The organism is Butyrivibrio sp. XBB1001 (genome assembly GCF_000424505.1).
Lineage (GTDB): Bacteria > Bacillota > Clostridia > Lachnospirales > Lachnospiraceae > Butyrivibrio.
Map to the genome: position 1 here is coordinate 18,954 of NZ_AUKA01000018.1, position 15,890 is coordinate 34,843.

Consider the following 15,890-nt stretch of genomic DNA (forward strand, 5'->3'; position numbering starts at 1 on the left):
TTTAATATGACAGATAAGTCAATTAAGTTGAATAAGCGGCAGAAAGAGGTCCTTAAAGCTCTTCTCGATAAGTTCGAGAAGAGCAAGACTTATCGTGGAGAGAATACAGTTAATCAGAGTTTTAAGGTTAAACCTTCAGATTTTTTTAGGGATTATGATTCTGATTTTGCTAATCTTGATGAACAAGGAGATTTCGAGAGAGAACTATGTGGACTTGAAGATGCCGGGCTGATTTATCTGTCAAAATCGAATGGAGTTATCAAGTCCATAGATATGGTTATTACAGCGCAGGATTCTTTCTATAGTATACTAGGCAGGACAGAGCTAAAACAATTGGAAGATAGTCAGATATCTATGTATAAATCTCATCTTGGTGAAAATGAGGTATTGGATCTGTTTTGCAAAACGCAGATCAAGCGTCTTGAAGAGCGAAAAAAAGCTGAATATGAGATGCCTGTAGCTAGTGAGATAATAAGGATTCTTGAATATATCGGCGGCAATACAGAAGAGATTCTTGAAAGAGAGTTATCCATTGAATTATTTGGTGATTCCAAGAGATTTGAGCGAGATTACCGCAATAAAGTCCTGACAGTCTTGAAAAAAAATGGGAATTTTAGAGATCTCATTGAAGATGTGCCTGATGATAGAGAACAGGGTCATGCAATACTGGCAGAGTATAATATTTTCCCTAATCCGACCTATGTTAACTTTAAAGGAGATGGCATTCTTTGCTTAAAGGGAGGAAAAAAGATAGAGTTAAGTCATTCTTTGGCAATTGCTATTGATTCCGGAACATTGGGCGAAATTGATACTGTTATAGTAAACTCCTCAAGGATAGTAACTGTCGAAAATCTTACAAGTTTCAATCGAGTACAGGATGAAGATACATTCTTTGTTTATCTGGCAGGATATCACAACACGGCTAAGCAAAATTTTATACGTAGGATAGCTGAGTCAAATCTTGATAAAGAATGGTTCCATTTTGGAGACATAGATCCGGATGGATTTTATATTCTTGAGCATTTAAAGAAAAAGACTGGTATTGCATTTTTACAGCTTTGCATGGGCGTTGACGAACTGAAAAGTTACAAGGAATACTGCAAGCCGCTTGAAAGTAACGATGAAAAAAAGGCAAAATCGCTGATTGAAAAAGGATTATATGAAGAAGTTATGCGATATATGCTTAAGAATAATATTAAATTGGAACAAGAAGTTATAAGCTGGAAACAAAAAGTGTAGTAAAAAATGTTCTGACTGAATAATAGGACTTCCTTTACTGTGATTTTATGTTAAGTACTGTTATTTGTGTATTAAAGTATTATTAGACTTATTCCATACCTTGATATTACGTTAGTTTTCCTAAGCCGAGAAGAATTTCGGCAGAGGTAAGATGGAAACGTAAATGAAGTACATTAGTACATTAGCAATCGTGTGTAAATGTATTGAAAATGTCACACACGAAAACTATAATTATATATGGAGGAACATATGTATGGATAAGAGTATTAAAACCTATACAATGAGTATTCGAGTAAGTCAGGACGAGCTAGACAAATTAAAACTTGCGGCTCGCTTGGAGGCATACGCATCTTACAGTGAATTTGTAAGAAGAACAGCATTACTAGAAGCAACTAAAGTAATAAATGAAAACAGCGTAAAGGAGAATGCAAATGGCAACAGGTAAAAGTGATGCAAGTGAAGAAACTACAAAAGGTTTAACTTCTGATAGGCTTAAAGAAATAGAAGGATATCCAACCGCTCAAAATGTAACGGTTGATGGTATAACTTGGTTTAAAGAAGATAGTTACAAAGGTACTTCATATGATTGGCTGAAAAGAGTATTTCGATATGCATCCAAAAAGCAAACTATGAAATCAAAGGGAACGCCCGATTATATCGTTACTTTAGATAATTCAGATGTAATAGTCATTATCGAGTGCAAAGGTTCTATGGATGATCATAGTATGTTTGATGATGTAACACGATACCTAGCTTATGGCTATGGTAATGCGGATGAAACTGAAAAATATGCTATTAACGGTGCTCTATGGTATGCGTCATTTTTGAAGGATGACTATGATGTTATAGCTGTGGGCATTTCAGGACAAAGCGAGGCTGAGGCAAAGGTTACATCGTTTGTTTGGCCAAAAGGAAGAGAAATAGGTGAAATAGCCCTACTCGAAGATGGCCATTTGGATGATTCGTTAGTTTCAATACATCAGTATAAAAAAGATGCCGATACAGTTTTGGGAAGGTTTGCAGAAACAGAAGAAGATATAAGAAAGGAACTAAGACGGTATACATTGGCATGTGCAAACTTCCTTAGAGCAAATGGAATAGAAGATAATTCAAAGGCGGGATTTGTTTCTGCAGTTATTTTGGGGCTTACTAACCATGAATCAAGATTGTATAAAGATACTAAAGCAGCAATAGATAAAAAACGTTCGTCTAAGGCAAAAAAAATGATTGGAGATTCTATAAGCAAAGATTCAGTAAAAATGCTTAAGTATTCTCTTTACGGTGAAGGTAATGATGAATATGCTGATGATTATGTAAAAGGGATTTGGGATATAGATGAAATTCCGAAGGGAAAGCGAGTCTCTTTAAAAAAATTCTATGATGCACTATTGGCGAAAGATGAATTAATCATGGCGCCAAAGGGAAAGGGAAAATATTTTCCTGATGGAGAAACAGTATTATCGAGTTGTATTTTCTCACTATATGAAAATGTTGTAGAGGTAGTAGAAAAGTATTCCGGAATAGATGTTATGGGAGAGTTTTATACTACTTTTCTTAGATTTACAAAAGGCAACGCTAAAGAAAAGGGAATTGTGTTAACACCTAAGCATATCACGGACTTTTTCTGTGATATTGCTGAGTATTATTCTGATACTAAATTTGACGAAAATACAAAGATAGTAGATATATGTTGTGGCACTGGGGCGTTTCTTATAGCTGCTCTTAACAGGATTAAGAAAAATATTCAGGCTGATAAGCAGAGTGAAGATAAAAAGCTAGAGAGATACGGAGTCGCTCAAAGGAATAGTTTGATTGGCGTTGAGAAAGATGCATCAATGTATGCACTTGCATACGCTAATATGCGTTTTCATGGTGATGGAAAATCCAATTTATTTAACTGTTCGTCATTATTAATAGATTCTTATGCACCAGCTGATGATAGTGGAAAGACTTTTGTAGGAAATAAAAAAATACCATTGAATGAGGCTTTGGCAGAGTTTGGCGACATTGATATAGGTATGATTAATCCACCGTATTCCTTAGATAAAAAGGAAAATAATACTGAACAAGAATATGAAATCGTAAAAGAAATAAATGAGCTTAAAGACAAAAATAAAAAATTAGCTAAGCAGATAAAAGATATAACGAAAAAAGCAAAAAAGGGATTTGAGAAAGAGGTAGAGGATCTTAATAAACAGATTCAGAGTAATAAAGATATAATTAAGTCTAAAGAATTAGCATTTGATAAAAGTGGATTAAGAGAAGTAGCTATACAAAAAGGGCAGTCTGAGCTGGATTTTGTGGCTTCCATGCTTCATTACTTAAAAAAAGGTGGAATTGGTATAGCTATAGTGCCAATGTCTTGCGCAGGTAATAGTGGCACAAAACTTAGAAAAGAGATTTTAAAGTATCATACATTGCTAGCATGTTCTTCAATGCCAGGACAACTTTTTTTTGATAGTCATGTTGGAACGAATACGTGCATTATGGTGTTTAAAGCACATGTGCCACATGATAAAACAAAAGCTGTATTTTTTGCGCGTTGGTTAGATGATGGATTTAAGGTGATCCCTCATAATGGTCGTAAAGATACAGGAAAATGGGATGCTATTCGTGCGGAATGGATTGATGAGATGGATGGAGTTGCATCGCCCAATCCTAAGAAATTTCTAAAAGTGAAAATTGATAATGGAGATGAAGCTTTAGCAGAAGCCTATATAGAAACTGATTATAGCCAGCTGACAGAAGATGATTTTGAAATGACATTAAAAAAATACGCTTTATACAGATATATGGAAGATCAAGGAATGTTGGAGGAATAATAATGCAGCTGTGGAATCATGAATGGAAAGACTTTCATTTATATGATTTGTTTAAAATTGATTCAGGTAATAAATTTGATAAAAGCAAGATGACATTCTATAATCCTACTGTGAATTTTGTTGGAAGAGCGCGTACTAATAATGGAATTACAGCACAGGTTGATGCTATAGATAATGTTGAGCCTTATGCGGCTGGATCATTAACTGTTGCGTTGGGGGGAAGTTATTTGGGGTCTTGTTTTTTACAAGACCAGCCATTTTACACCAGCCAAAATGTGAATGTATTGATACCGTTATGTGAAGATATGTCAGATACAACTAAACTTTTTATATCACACTTAGTACGTTTTGAAAGTGCCAGTAATTATAAGGCTTTTGCTCGAGAACTGAATGCTCATATAAAAAAGAATTTTGTTATCAAATTACCTGTTGATTCGAAAGGAAATCTTGATACAAAGTATATTGATGCTTTTATTACAAATATGAAAACGGACGTCACAACTATTCCGGATTATTTTTTAGATGAAGGATATAAAAAAGCATGTTGGTATATGGATAATATTAATCAACATGCTTTTGAAAAGGAATATGCTGGTTCGTTGAGTAATAAAAAAATAAAACTTGATGTATCTACATGGGGCAAATTCAAAGTATCTGACCTATTTTACATACATAATGGAAAGGGTATAACACAACAAGAAATTGCTGATAATGAGGGCGATTTTCCAGCAGTGCAAAGTGGTGAATCTAATAATGGAATAATGGGATATATAGATAAAGAATACTGCAAAGAAAAGGGATATACATTAATAGAAAAGGCATGCTTAACAGTGGCTCGTTCTGGCTCCTCTGGTTACATTTCTTTTCAAAAAAATGGATGCTGTGTTGGAGATTCAGCTAAAATATTAGAATTGAGATCTACAAATAATAACCCATATGTTTTGTTGTTTTTAAAAACTATTTTAATGGCAAATAAATACAGATATTTATATGCAAGGAAAGTGACAGAAGACAACTACTCGAATGAGGAAATCATGCTTCCTATAACATCAGAACAAGAGCCAGATTATAAATTTATGGAAGAATATATAAAATCACTAAGCTTTAGTGTTGGAATTTAATATGGTTACTCAAAACAGTTTGAATATGCATAGATAACTAGAAGCAAGCATCAAAATGTTCATAGAGCGGATAGCAAATCAGAAATGATTAACTATCCGCTCTATTTGTTTGTTTTTATTAGGATATGACTAGATATATTTTTCACAGAGCAAAGGCGTTTTTCAATTTATTATCATTTTATAATTGAGTATCGATATAATGTATAAATGTGTTCATGTAATGGTATAATATTTCTTGGGGGGCTTATTGCTCTCCCTTTTAATATAATGACATTAGCGCAGGTGTACGATATGAAATATTTCATTGATACATTTACTGATGAAGAATTAAAAACCATTGTTAGAGCTTCTGGAATTAGGAATTGGCTAGAACCGTTTAAGCGTAATAGTAGGCATTTCGCCAAATATATGCCAAGGCTTGGTAATTTGAAAACTAATTCTCCTATGGTAAATAAAAATTTGCCAGGTATAGTTGTAGAGGTATTTAGATCTCAGGATAGAAATTTTGTGCTTAATCTTGAAAAAGTAGCAAGGGATATGGCAAATGACCTTGCTAAGACCGCTTCGGAAGTTTTTGGGGAAGATATTACCGAAGACAGAATTGCTCATTTATCTGATGAAGAAATAGCAGATTTTATTATTCAATTTGATAAAGGTGTTGATCCTGATACGGGCAGGAAAAATAGAATAGATTTTGAGCTGTTATGGGTACAATTTAAGCTTCATGGAGTTGAAATAAGCGATGATAGGAAAGAACATATATTAAATCTTTGTTCAGATGATGTTCCAAAAGCTAAGGAGCTGCTTGGGAAAGCAATTTCTAATCAAGAAAATACTGATAGTGTTCTGGGATTAGAAGATAATATTGACGAATATCAATCTGTACTAGAAGAATTAGAGAAAAGTTCTGATGATGAAAATGTGGCAGGAGAAGGATCAGAAAATGATAACAGTGTAGATAATAATGATTTTGAAGAAGCTGATAACGAGGCAGATATTATTGGAGAGACAGATAGTATGGTTTACATTTGTTTGATTCAATTTTTTAATAATCATTACAATTTTACACCTATAGGGACGTATCTAGATGGTGAGTATCATGCGATTACAGAGGATGAGATTGCAAATCTCTTGCCGAAATCTGAAAAACGTAACATAAATTTTTCATATGCCTATAATTATTCTGATGTTATGAGTGATCGCTTTAAAGATAACGGTCTAATTGTTATGGCTTGTGGGATTGATTCTTTAGAAGAGAATCGAAATAGTGATGGAGTTCTTTTGCCTACAGGATACAAAATGAGAGCAGAAGAAGGATGTACCAGTGGGAAAATACAGTTTCTTAGTGATGTAGGTCTATATAGACTTATCTCAAAAGATGAATTGGATGATGATATACTAACCCAAAGAATTCTTAGATTAGAAGAGCAAACGTTAGTTGAAGGTGAGTCTGTACTAATTGATATAGGGGACGGATTTTTTGCTGGACCATATAAGATAAAGTATCAGCCTACAAGTAGACGTTACGTGATAATAACGCAGGAAAACACAAGAACAGGATTTATTAGTGGTTATAATGAAGCTGACTGTAGAGATGTTCTTATTTCAACTGCAGATGACAGAAGGTATATTGCAAGAGGGTTTGAAAAATATTATCGAATAAAAGATAATGCAGAGCAAATTAATAAAGATCTTATAACAGATGACGAACTTTTTAATGCTTTTGCTGAAGCAATAAAAGGTAAGAATATTTCTGATATGAGCAGCTCAGATATGGCTGATTATGTTGAACAGCAAAGGTTGTCGATACTTACAGGTAAAGCTATTCCCGAGGATATTAAGAGACAAAGAGTTCAAAAGATACAGGCGTACTTTGATTCTGCTCATGAAATGGATGAGATTACTTCGAAGGCTTATGATGTGGTATGTAATCTGATACTAAAGAACAAAGATAGCCAAAAAACCGAAGAACTTCTTTCGGCTATTATAGAGAATAGACCAGATTTTTTAGAAGGCATCCAGGGAATAAGGATAATTCAATCAAAATTGGAAGCTGCAAAGCAGGAACTTAATGAGATTGAGCAAAAGAAGCGTGATATCATTGCGCAAAAGGGAAATCAAGAGTCTAAAGAATTAAGTGAACAGATTGAAAATAAGAAAGATGAGTTAAAAAAATTATCTGAAAAGATTAAAGAGCTTGAAAATGCAGATGCTTACAGTAAGCATGTTGAGACTCTCAAAGATGAGGAAAAATATCTGGAAGAGCACAATCGCAGGCTTAAGGAAGATTCTCGTACGTTGGAGAAGAAATTTGTGGGGCTAATGGAAGAATACTCTGATAAGATGGCAGATATTACCTTTGATGGGTATGTTTCAAATAAAATGTTACAAGCAGCTTCTGAATGGGAACGAGGAGAAGAACGGTCATCCTTAGAGAAAGTAGTACAAGAACTAGATTCAGCAGAAGTTTTTGATTTTGGCAAGGACGAACTAATTGATTATTTAGTTAATACAATTAAGATTGCTCGTCCAAATTATGATAAGAACGTTATTCTAAATATCTTAATATGTACCATGCAGGGATTTTTAACTGTTTTTTCTGGAATGCCAGGTTGCGGAAAAACGTCAATTTGCAATATTGTAGCAAAAGCATTAGGGATTACGGATTATTCTGATATTGATGCCGAATTAAAGGGAATTTCAAGATATATTCCTGTTTCAGTAGAAAGAGGATGGACTTCAAAAAGAGATTTTATAGGTTATTTTAATCCACTTACAAAGTCATTTGAAGAGAGTAACCGTGATGTGTTCAAGGGACTAAAGTTGTTGAACCAAGAATTCATAGAAGGTAGTAAGAAATATCCGTTTATTATTCTTCTAGATGAAGCAAATTTAAGCTCAATGGAATATTATTGGGCTGATTTTATGAATGTTTGTGATGATAGAAAAATTAATAATACTGTGAACTTAGGGAATGATAATGTGTTCTATATTCCAGAAACACTACGCTTTTTAGCTACAATAAATAATGATCATACAACAGAGGCGCTTTCACCAAGACTAATTGATAGGGCTTGGATTATTATTCTGCCAAAGAGTAATTCCAGTGATAGAGGAAAAGATATTTCAGAGGATATCATTAAACACATTACATGGGAAAGTTTGCAAAATGTTTTTGGTTCAATTGGAAATAAGAAAGAGTTTGATAGAGAAACAGCCAATACTTTCGAGGGGATAAAAACAAAATTAGGCAAACAGAGAATATATATTAGTCCAAGAGTAAACATTGCTATAGGCAATTATTGGGAGATTGCATCTGAACTGATGGAAGCTGATGAATATGGAAATCAGCCGGACACAATAGCGTTGGATTACGCTGTAGCACAAAAGATTCTCCCACAATTAACTGGAAACGGAGAAGAGTTTAGAGATTGGCTTGATGAGCTAAAAGACTTCTGTAGCACAAATAATCTTGATATTTCCGCGAATCTTATCGATGAAATGTTGAAACGTGGTAATAGAAAGATGAAATATTATGGTTTTTTTGAATGATATATGGAAGAGATAATTCTGCGATCATCAATAGGCAAATCATTAGTAATACAGACAAACACGACAAGGCCACTTCATAATGTTGAGGAGGTCTTAAAGGTACGCAAGAATGTGTATGAAGATGTAGAGTATACTATTCAGATTCCTGATTTGACAAACGTTGATAAGATTAATGTTTATGTAAATGGTGAACCAAGATTAGGCTATACTAATGGTTCGGAGTTTGTTTTTTTTGATAACAAGATTTTTGATAATATTCTTGGGTTCGCCCAGATTTCATTACTTGTCATTCGAGGAGAGCAAAATGATTGGTTCTATTCTGAGTATTTGTCAGTACTGATTCGGCCGAGCAGAAATAATCGTTCAGTAAGTGCAATGATTAAGTTCATTTATGAAAATCAAGGTGATTTCTTATTTCATGAATCATTAAGACCAGAATTGGGAGGGAATAAAGCAAAAGATGACTTTTGGGCGCAGGTTCTTTTGATTGAGGAGATAGCTAATGTCTATGAAGATTGCTATGGTTATTTCATGGCGAACAGTAGATATACATTAAAGAGAATTGATGTTCTTGATAGTATAGAAAAATTACAGTTTGTTGACTCGAAAACAATTCAATACATGGTCCAGCATCCAGAGTATATGGAAAGAAGTGCAGTTGGAATAGGATATGGAACAAAGCGCTATTTGCCTAGAAAAACCATGATGTCGCAAAATAGTAAAACTTATGACATATATGAGAATCAAATTGTTTTGGGATTTTTGGAATATATGTTGAATTCGATTAGTGGCTTTAAAAAGGAATTGGAAGAATATCTAAAATATTTTCAGATTGAAGAAAGTGTTGAAAATGGCTATTTGATTTCTTCTTTCATAATATATGAAAATGCAAAAAAACAGATAAAAGAATTTAGTGATCGTATGGAGCTACTTTATATAAGATTTGGACAGCTTCTAAGATCTTACAAAGGCGTTATGAGGGTATCTGAAAACAAAGAATGTTTGAATCCTCGACTTACAGCTGTTTTTGCAAATGTTCCGCAATATAACAGAATATATAATTGCATATCGAATTGGAATAACAGGGGAATTTATAGTTTAGAAAAAGAACGTATGATGATGAGCTTTTTCAATGCACCTGAAATTTTTGAAATATATATGTTGACCAAGCTTATTCTACAACTTCAAGATATGGGATTTAATCTTAGCGAAGTCAAGCATGTAAAATATCCTGGGCACAAAGAATGGCGTGATAATAGCAAAAAGATAAATAATACATTTTCTTTTGAACAAGGAAATCAAAAAGTTACTGTTTATTATGAGCCAGTTATTTACAAAGATGATCTAAGTGATATAAATGGTATTTTCCTTTATAGGAACAACACGGTCTCACTAAATAAAGACTCTGAAGATGAGTTGAGGGGAGATTATTATATTCCCGACTATGTAATAAAGTATGAGGATTCAGATAAAGAGAACTATATTATTTGTGATGCTAAATACACATATCAAAGTAGGCTAAAGTTCAAGCATATTCCGGATTTGGCATTCAAGTATTTGACATCTATTAGTGCAATAAGGCATGATGCAGTGATTAAAGGAATGTATTTGTTCTATGGAATTACTGATACCTTTATAGATGGTGAATCTTTTTTCGATGTCAAAATAGATGGTGTGAGTGATAAAGGACAAGAGATAATGATGATTCCATTTTCTGAAGAAGTTCCTTATGCATATCAGGATAACAATACATATGAATTAATACAGAGACTTATGAAATAAATGGTGTTTATAGTAGTATCTAAAACTATTATTCAATAAGGAGGGAATACATTATGAAACTAAAAGATTATTTATCAGCCTATGAAGGGGAAGCTTTGATTTCGGTTACTCTTAACAGTAAAGGATATCTATGCCATGGAATAGCTTACGAAGATATACGCAAACAAGCATGGTATGATGATTATGCAGATAAGTATGTAATTTCTTTTAAAGTAGTTAAAGATGAAAAAGTAAATAATGAGATTGTTTTATTATTGATGATGTGAGAAAAACTGAAAGGTTAGTTGGCGGGAATAATAAAGAGAAATGGGGGCTAGTTGCTGGAGTAGATTACAGTAACTAGCTCTGTTTATGGAGTAATGTTCTTAAAGTATATTTATGATATTATTGTTCTGCATAACTAACGTATGAGCAGTAGGAAGAATGAAGGAGACCTTATATTCTATGGCAAAAGAAAAAGACCCCGGGTTACAGCATATAATGAAGTTAAATATTCGCGCAGTGCGTGAACCTAAAGGAATATATAATGAGCTTTCTAAAAAATATGGCCAAAATAAAGCTCGAGAGATAATGGACGATTTATATGGCACCGTTAGAAAGGTAGGATATAAATCGTTTTACGAAAGAAAAGACGCAGATTATGACATTGCTATGATTTTTTCTGGCTGTTATGATGCGGATATTGTTAGAAAAGCATGTAATTGGATTTATGATCATCAGAATGCATTTGGAGATGAAATCTTGGAAATTGGCTGTGATTGTGGTTTTATGACTACATTTTTGGGCTCATTGTTCCAGGATAAACATATAACCGCCATTGATAGGAACCAGTTTGGGATAGATATAGCTAAAAGAAATGTTGAAAAATATGGATTAACAAATGTAGAGTTTATATGCGCAGATGTAACCGAATTAAAAGGAAAAACTTATGATACAGTTTTTTCTATGCGAACAATGCAGGAAAATGGTCAATCAGGTGAAATTGAAGATTTATCAAATGAATTGATTACTCAGGCTTCTATTTATACAGAAGATAAGCAAGACTATGCAAATAGTTTGAGCTCATTGGTAAAAGACAGTGGCACGTTTGTATCAATAGAAAGATTGGGAAGAAATGCTCTTTTTTTGGCTTGGTTACAAGCATTAACAGATGCTGGCTTAAAAGTGGATTTGGAATCATATTCAGAATTAAGTTGCATGGAAGTTGGAGATACACCTACATTTGAAACTATGGTGTTTTCAAAAACAGATTGTTCTGACGTTAATGTATTTATGAGTTTTATGAGCTGTGTGGCAGATTGTATTGATATTACTCTTCCGATGTTTGAAGGTTGGGATGCAAAAATTATGTACGAATTCACCAGAGGAAAGATGATTGATGGTATAGAGTTGCTTGATACAATAACGGGTGCCAAAAGTAGAGCAATTTGTTGTTTACATAAACAAGACGATACTTGTATCTTATGGTATAGCAATAATAACGGGAATGTACATCTTGAATATCATGATATAGAGCAAAAGGATGAGTGTATAGAACAGATTAAGAACACGATAGAAGAGGCTAAAAAGCTTAATTATATTAAGATTACAAGGCTTGGCGAGTAAAAAGTATATGCAGTATGGATAATTATTTTCTGTCTTTCAATGAGGAATCCAATTTTGGGTTCCTCTTTTTGTTGTAGATAATAAGAATCTATATTTTTTTTGGACGTTTTGGACATTACGTTACGGGCATTATGGGTATGGCGTTATGGCAGGTTTCGAAATGAAACTGACTAGTTACGTTTCGAAACCGATGCAGTTGCATAAATGACTAGTGATTCATATAATTTGCTACATCAGAGTCGACACTGATAAGGAGCAGAGGTAATGGACAAGAAAGATGAGAAGATTATTAAGCTTATAAGAAACAATGCTCGAATGAGTTACCAGGAAATTGGTGATGCAATTGGTATGTCAAGAGTTGCTGCAAAAAAGAGGATGGACAAGCTCGAAAGAGAAGGTGTCATCCGTGGATATAACACATATGTAATGTGCGGTAACGAGATAACTATGTTTGCAGATATCATAACCGAACCTGGATATTTTAACAGAGTTCTTGATTACATTGGGACCCAAACTGCTTATATTAGACAAATCTTCACTACCCATAAAGAGAATCAGATTCTTTTTGTGGCAGTATCTGATTCAGCCCAAAACCTCAAGTATTTGATGACGAGGATCGACGAGGATTGCAGGGGCAAATTAAAGGAATTTCATTGCCGTCAGATCCAGGAGGTTCTTAAGGATGTATATGGAGGAATTAAATATGAGTGTAGATCAGAGTCAGACTCTTTCCCAAATAATCGAGCAGATAACTGGGGACAGGATTCATGAGAAGAAGGGGGGCAAGTTCTTTTTTAAGTTTTATCTTAATTCCAAAATGAGTGAAACACCAATTGAGACATTAGATCTTGGGGTAAGAGCTTATAATAGCCTGAAAAGAGCGGGCTACAGTACCATTGGAGAATTAGCAGAGGATATTGCTTCTGGAGCGGAAATCAGCAAAATCAGGAACTGTGGAACCAAGAGCTGCAGGGAGATAATGGAAAAGCTGTTTTTATACCAGTACAGTTGCATTCCACAGGAGAAGAGAGCTAGGTATATTCTGGAAATTGTGGAAATGAATGTAGTTAAAAATCGGGGTTAAATGGAAGATATAGGTGGCAGGCACTGGGATATTTTCGCGGTACCTGTCACTATTAATTATCATTTTTTTAATTTTTTTTCACCAGAAGAAATGTTAAAAATCACTATATATATTAATATAATAGGTAAATCAGTCAAAATGTTAAATTATTCTGCTTGCTAGAACACTCGAAAGGCGCATGTATACTGGGATGAGGGTTGTTTTGATAGGTGGTATATGTTATATTCAAAAACAAATCCGGATTTTAAAAATAATCAACAAGTAGGGGATAATGTGGACAAAAGAATAATTGAATATTTTAAAATTGTACTTATTGGAACAATGGCATTTTTGCTCATGGGATGTGGCACAGAGAAGAAAACATATGCTGACGGATTAAAGGAAGGCTTTGAGACCGGATATACCGAAGGCATATTTGACTACGATTGTATTGCGGCTAAGTCAGGGAAAACTGTAGTTTATGCAGACAAATATGGATATCTGACAGGCTATCACGATGGAATTGTTGGCAATAACAGGCTTTCTGAAATTGAGCATGACAATAAACAGCTACTTGACGCTTTTGTGGCTGCATATGAGCAAGGATATACAGATGCAGTAGATGGGAAGGATTCGCTAGATGATTATAGTTATGAACATCGTTGGCATAGCGTAACTACTGACAATTCTGACATGGATGGATGAAAATATAGGTGTTTATGCAGGTTTTAGGCGTGGCAATTATTGGACACCACATTTGATATAAATATAGTGTCCGAAATCCTTGGGACTTGGGAATTAAAATGAAAAACTAAATGCAAAAAAATGTGATAAAGAAAGGATTTACCTATGATTAGATTTGATAGATTAAGCAAAAATAATTCTGTAGAAAGGATGGGCATACAACGACGGAACATCTCCAATATTGATGTTTCCTAGAAAGGAAATGTATGCTTATGAAAAAAGAAATTACAAAAAGTAGAAGAACTGTGGCGGCTGATATGAATGCTACTACAAAAATGGTAAGCAAGTTTATCTCAGAAAGTGGGCTTTCTGACAAGGAAATTGCAGAAGCTATGGGACTCAAGGCGCAGACTATAAATAAATGGCGCCATGGGAATGGATTTCCAGATGTTGAAAATCTATTTATGTTGAGCAGAATACTTGGAATTCAAGTCGATGACTTTTTTGTGATTAAAACTGACAGACAATTGCAATGAAGACAAATGCTAGGCCGGAGATAAAATCTCTGGCCTTTTGCGTAGAAAAATTTTCAACGAAGCGTTGAATGCGACGAAGGCTGAACTGATTTATTATTTATTTAATCAGGGAATGATTGAGCTTATAGGAGGAAAAACAAAGTGGTTGTTACCATGCTGATGTATAAGGGATATGGAACGATAATAAAACAATCTGGTGCCATTTTATATGGCAAGCTAGAGGATATAGATGATTTGGTGACATTTCAAAGTGATTCCAAGGATGGCTTTGAGGAAGAATTCCATAGAGCTGCCGATGACTATCTTGATACATGTAAGAAAGTAGGTAAATCACCTTGTGTTCCATGTCCAAAGGAACTAAAGCAGTGTATAGAAATGATAGAAATGCAACCACAAGAGGAAATATTTGTGGGGCATAACTACGGTGGGGCTACATGGATACGCGCAGTCTTGGTGGATTTTTCGGAGAAGATAGAGCTTAGTGATATTCACGAGGTAGGCATGGAAATATCTATCGATAAAGACGTATTTGATACCGAGTTTAAAGATATTTTCCTGAGGCATTTTGATCCTGAATTTGTGATAAACAAGAATAGATATACTAGGGCTTTCCTTGATGGCGGACGTTATTTGACAGGATATGAAAGTGATGTTCTGGAGCCAAATTTCTTTACTAAAGTAGCAATAGTGGAGATTGCTGATGAACTTGAGAGGCGAGGCAACGGACATGATCAGAAGCTGGCAACTCTTTTGAAAGATGTTGTCAGACAAGCTCCGGAAAAGAGTTATATTTTAGTATTCAGTTAGGATTTGCGGGGGTATGTCAACAAATTGGGGCGCTATTGCACCGGCTTTTGTCGGTCGCAATTATATGAAGGGACAACCGAATAAGGATAATACGATTGCGTTCTGCCATTATTACATTCACAGTGGGGCTCTATCAGAAACTATGGTTAAGCAACATGAGTGCTTACAAAAGAACTGCAAGTATTTTGAGAAGAATCTGGAAAACAAATATTGGGCCAGAAAAGAATCTCTTTCTGCGGCCAAGAAAAGGGATAAGTTGATTAAATGGTACACGGATAAAAGAGGAACAGGAATTAAGAAGGCCACTGGAAAGCTATTGAAGGTTAGCAGTTCTGCCATAAATACTGATCTGAAATCGATGCTTCAGTTCTTTAATGGGATCAATGTCTATCATACATATCTCTTTTTCCGAGAAGAAACTATGAAAATGAGGTATTTGGGTGGCTTTTATGGTTTTGATGTTGCAACTGAAAAAGCTAAAGAATATGTGCGCAAAGAAATGGTTGAGTATGTCGTTGTCTCAGATGAGTTTTGTTCAACAGTCGGATATAGAGTATTAGAGAAAAATAAAAATCTGGTAGAGATAGATCTTTCTTGGGGATACTTATATAAGGCGCTGAGACAGCTGGCAGAAGAGGATGTTTTGTTGAGAGTTAGCGATAAAGAGGTGGCTATTTAG

Annotated in this window: 14 protein-coding genes; all 14 read left to right on the top strand. The window is 34.4% G+C overall.

Annotation, left to right across the window (positions count from 1 at the left end):
• Positions 1-6: 6 nt before the first annotated feature.
• The 14 genes from G631_RS0113495 to G631_RS0113565 all read left to right on the top strand — a co-directional run bounded on the left by G631_RS0113495 (position 7) and on the right by G631_RS0113565 (position 15,890).
• Complete coding sequence (locus G631_RS0113495; RefSeq protein ID WP_026489905.1) at positions 7-1,239, top strand: Wadjet anti-phage system protein JetD domain-containing protein; 1,233 nt, start codon at positions 7-9, stop codon at positions 1,237-1,239.
• A gap of 253 nt (positions 1,240-1,492) precedes the next feature.
• On the top strand, positions 1,493-1,684 hold the full coding sequence (locus tag G631_RS0113500; RefSeq protein ID WP_026489906.1) for a type II toxin -antitoxin system TacA 1-like antitoxin: 192 nt from the start codon (positions 1,493-1,495) through the stop codon (positions 1,682-1,684).
• Complete coding sequence (locus tag G631_RS0113505; RefSeq protein ID WP_035789847.1) at positions 1,671-4,061, top strand: HsdM family class I SAM-dependent methyltransferase; 2,391 nt, start codon at positions 1,671-1,673, stop codon at positions 4,059-4,061. The genes G631_RS0113500 and G631_RS0113505 overlap by 14 nt, the downstream gene beginning before the upstream one ends.
• Before the next feature lie 2 nt (positions 4,062-4,063).
• Positions 4,064-5,182, top strand: a complete 1,119-nt coding sequence (locus G631_RS20360) for a restriction endonuclease subunit S (RefSeq protein ID WP_026489908.1) — start codon at positions 4,064-4,066, stop codon at positions 5,180-5,182.
• A gap of 291 nt (positions 5,183-5,473) precedes the next feature.
• On the top strand, positions 5,474-8,734 hold the full coding sequence (locus G631_RS0113515; protein ID WP_196803876.1) for an AAA family ATPase: 3,261 nt from the start codon (positions 5,474-5,476) through the stop codon (positions 8,732-8,734).
• 3 nt (positions 8,735-8,737) lie between these two features.
• Positions 8,738-10,516, top strand: a complete 1,779-nt coding sequence (locus G631_RS0113520; protein WP_155833932.1) for a DUF2357 domain-containing protein — start codon at positions 8,738-8,740, stop codon at positions 10,514-10,516.
• A gap of 53 nt (positions 10,517-10,569) precedes the next feature.
• Positions 10,570-10,782 carry a hypothetical protein gene (locus tag G631_RS0113525; RefSeq protein WP_026489911.1) on the top strand — a complete coding sequence of 71 codons (213 nt, stop codon included), beginning with the start codon at positions 10,570-10,572 and terminating at the stop codon, positions 10,780-10,782.
• 178 nt (positions 10,783-10,960) lie between these two features.
• Positions 10,961-12,121 carry a class I SAM-dependent methyltransferase gene (locus G631_RS0113530; protein ID WP_026489912.1) on the top strand — a complete coding sequence of 387 codons (1,161 nt, stop codon included), beginning with the start codon at positions 10,961-10,963 and terminating at the stop codon, positions 12,119-12,121.
• Positions 12,122-12,385: 264 nt separating this feature from the next.
• On the top strand, positions 12,386-12,892 hold the full coding sequence (locus G631_RS20365; RefSeq protein WP_051197254.1) for an Lrp/AsnC family transcriptional regulator: 507 nt from the start codon (positions 12,386-12,388) through the stop codon (positions 12,890-12,892).
• The gene (locus G631_RS0113540) at positions 12,825-13,205 is read left to right on the top strand and encodes a DNA-directed RNA polymerase subunit alpha C-terminal domain-containing protein (RefSeq protein WP_026489913.1); all 381 of its coding nucleotides are present in this window, start codon (positions 12,825-12,827) and stop codon (positions 13,203-13,205) included. The genes G631_RS20365 and G631_RS0113540 overlap by 68 nt, the downstream gene beginning before the upstream one ends.
• 273 nt (positions 13,206-13,478) lie before the next feature.
• Positions 13,479-13,889 carry a hypothetical protein gene (locus G631_RS0113550; RefSeq protein ID WP_026489914.1) on the top strand — a complete coding sequence of 137 codons (411 nt, stop codon included), beginning with the start codon at positions 13,479-13,481 and terminating at the stop codon, positions 13,887-13,889.
• A 251-nt stretch (positions 13,890-14,140) separates the two neighbouring features.
• A complete protein-coding gene (locus tag G631_RS0113555) occupies positions 14,141-14,404 on the top strand; it encodes a helix-turn-helix domain-containing protein (RefSeq protein ID WP_026489915.1) in 264 nt (87 codons plus the stop codon).
• 141 nt (positions 14,405-14,545) lie between these two features.
• Positions 14,546-15,211 carry a hypothetical protein gene (locus G631_RS20370; RefSeq protein ID WP_051197256.1) on the top strand — a complete coding sequence of 222 codons (666 nt, stop codon included), beginning with the start codon at positions 14,546-14,548 and terminating at the stop codon, positions 15,209-15,211.
• Positions 15,212-15,224: 13 nt separating this feature from the next.
• Entirely contained in the window at positions 15,225-15,890 is a 666-nt protein-coding gene (locus tag G631_RS0113565; protein ID WP_026489916.1) for a hypothetical protein, read from the top strand.

Coding starts and splice junctions, on each gene's coding strand:
- G631_RS0113495 (WP_026489905.1), top strand. CDS start 7: ATGACAGATAAGTCAATTAAGTTGAATAAGCGGCAGAAAGAGGTCCTT.
- G631_RS0113500 (WP_026489906.1), top strand. CDS start 1,493: ATGGATAAGAGTATTAAAACCTATACAATGAGTATTCGAGTAAGTCAG.
- G631_RS0113505 (WP_035789847.1), top strand. CDS start 1,671: ATGGCAACAGGTAAAAGTGATGCAAGTGAAGAAACTACAAAAGGTTTA.
- G631_RS20360 (WP_026489908.1), top strand. CDS start 4,064: ATGCAGCTGTGGAATCATGAATGGAAAGACTTTCATTTATATGATTTG.
- G631_RS0113515 (WP_196803876.1), top strand. CDS start 5,474: ATGAAATATTTCATTGATACATTTACTGATGAAGAATTAAAAACCATT.
- G631_RS0113520 (WP_155833932.1), top strand. CDS start 8,738: ATGGAAGAGATAATTCTGCGATCATCAATAGGCAAATCATTAGTAATA.
- G631_RS0113525 (WP_026489911.1), top strand. CDS start 10,570: ATGAAACTAAAAGATTATTTATCAGCCTATGAAGGGGAAGCTTTGATT.
- G631_RS0113530 (WP_026489912.1), top strand. CDS start 10,961: ATGGCAAAAGAAAAAGACCCCGGGTTACAGCATATAATGAAGTTAAAT.
- G631_RS20365 (WP_051197254.1), top strand. CDS start 12,386: ATGGACAAGAAAGATGAGAAGATTATTAAGCTTATAAGAAACAATGCT.
- G631_RS0113540 (WP_026489913.1), top strand. CDS start 12,825: ATGAGTGTAGATCAGAGTCAGACTCTTTCCCAAATAATCGAGCAGATA.
- G631_RS0113555 (WP_026489915.1), top strand. CDS start 14,141: ATGAAAAAAGAAATTACAAAAAGTAGAAGAACTGTGGCGGCTGATATG.
- G631_RS0113565 (WP_026489916.1), top strand. CDS start 15,225: ATGTCAACAAATTGGGGCGCTATTGCACCGGCTTTTGTCGGTCGCAAT.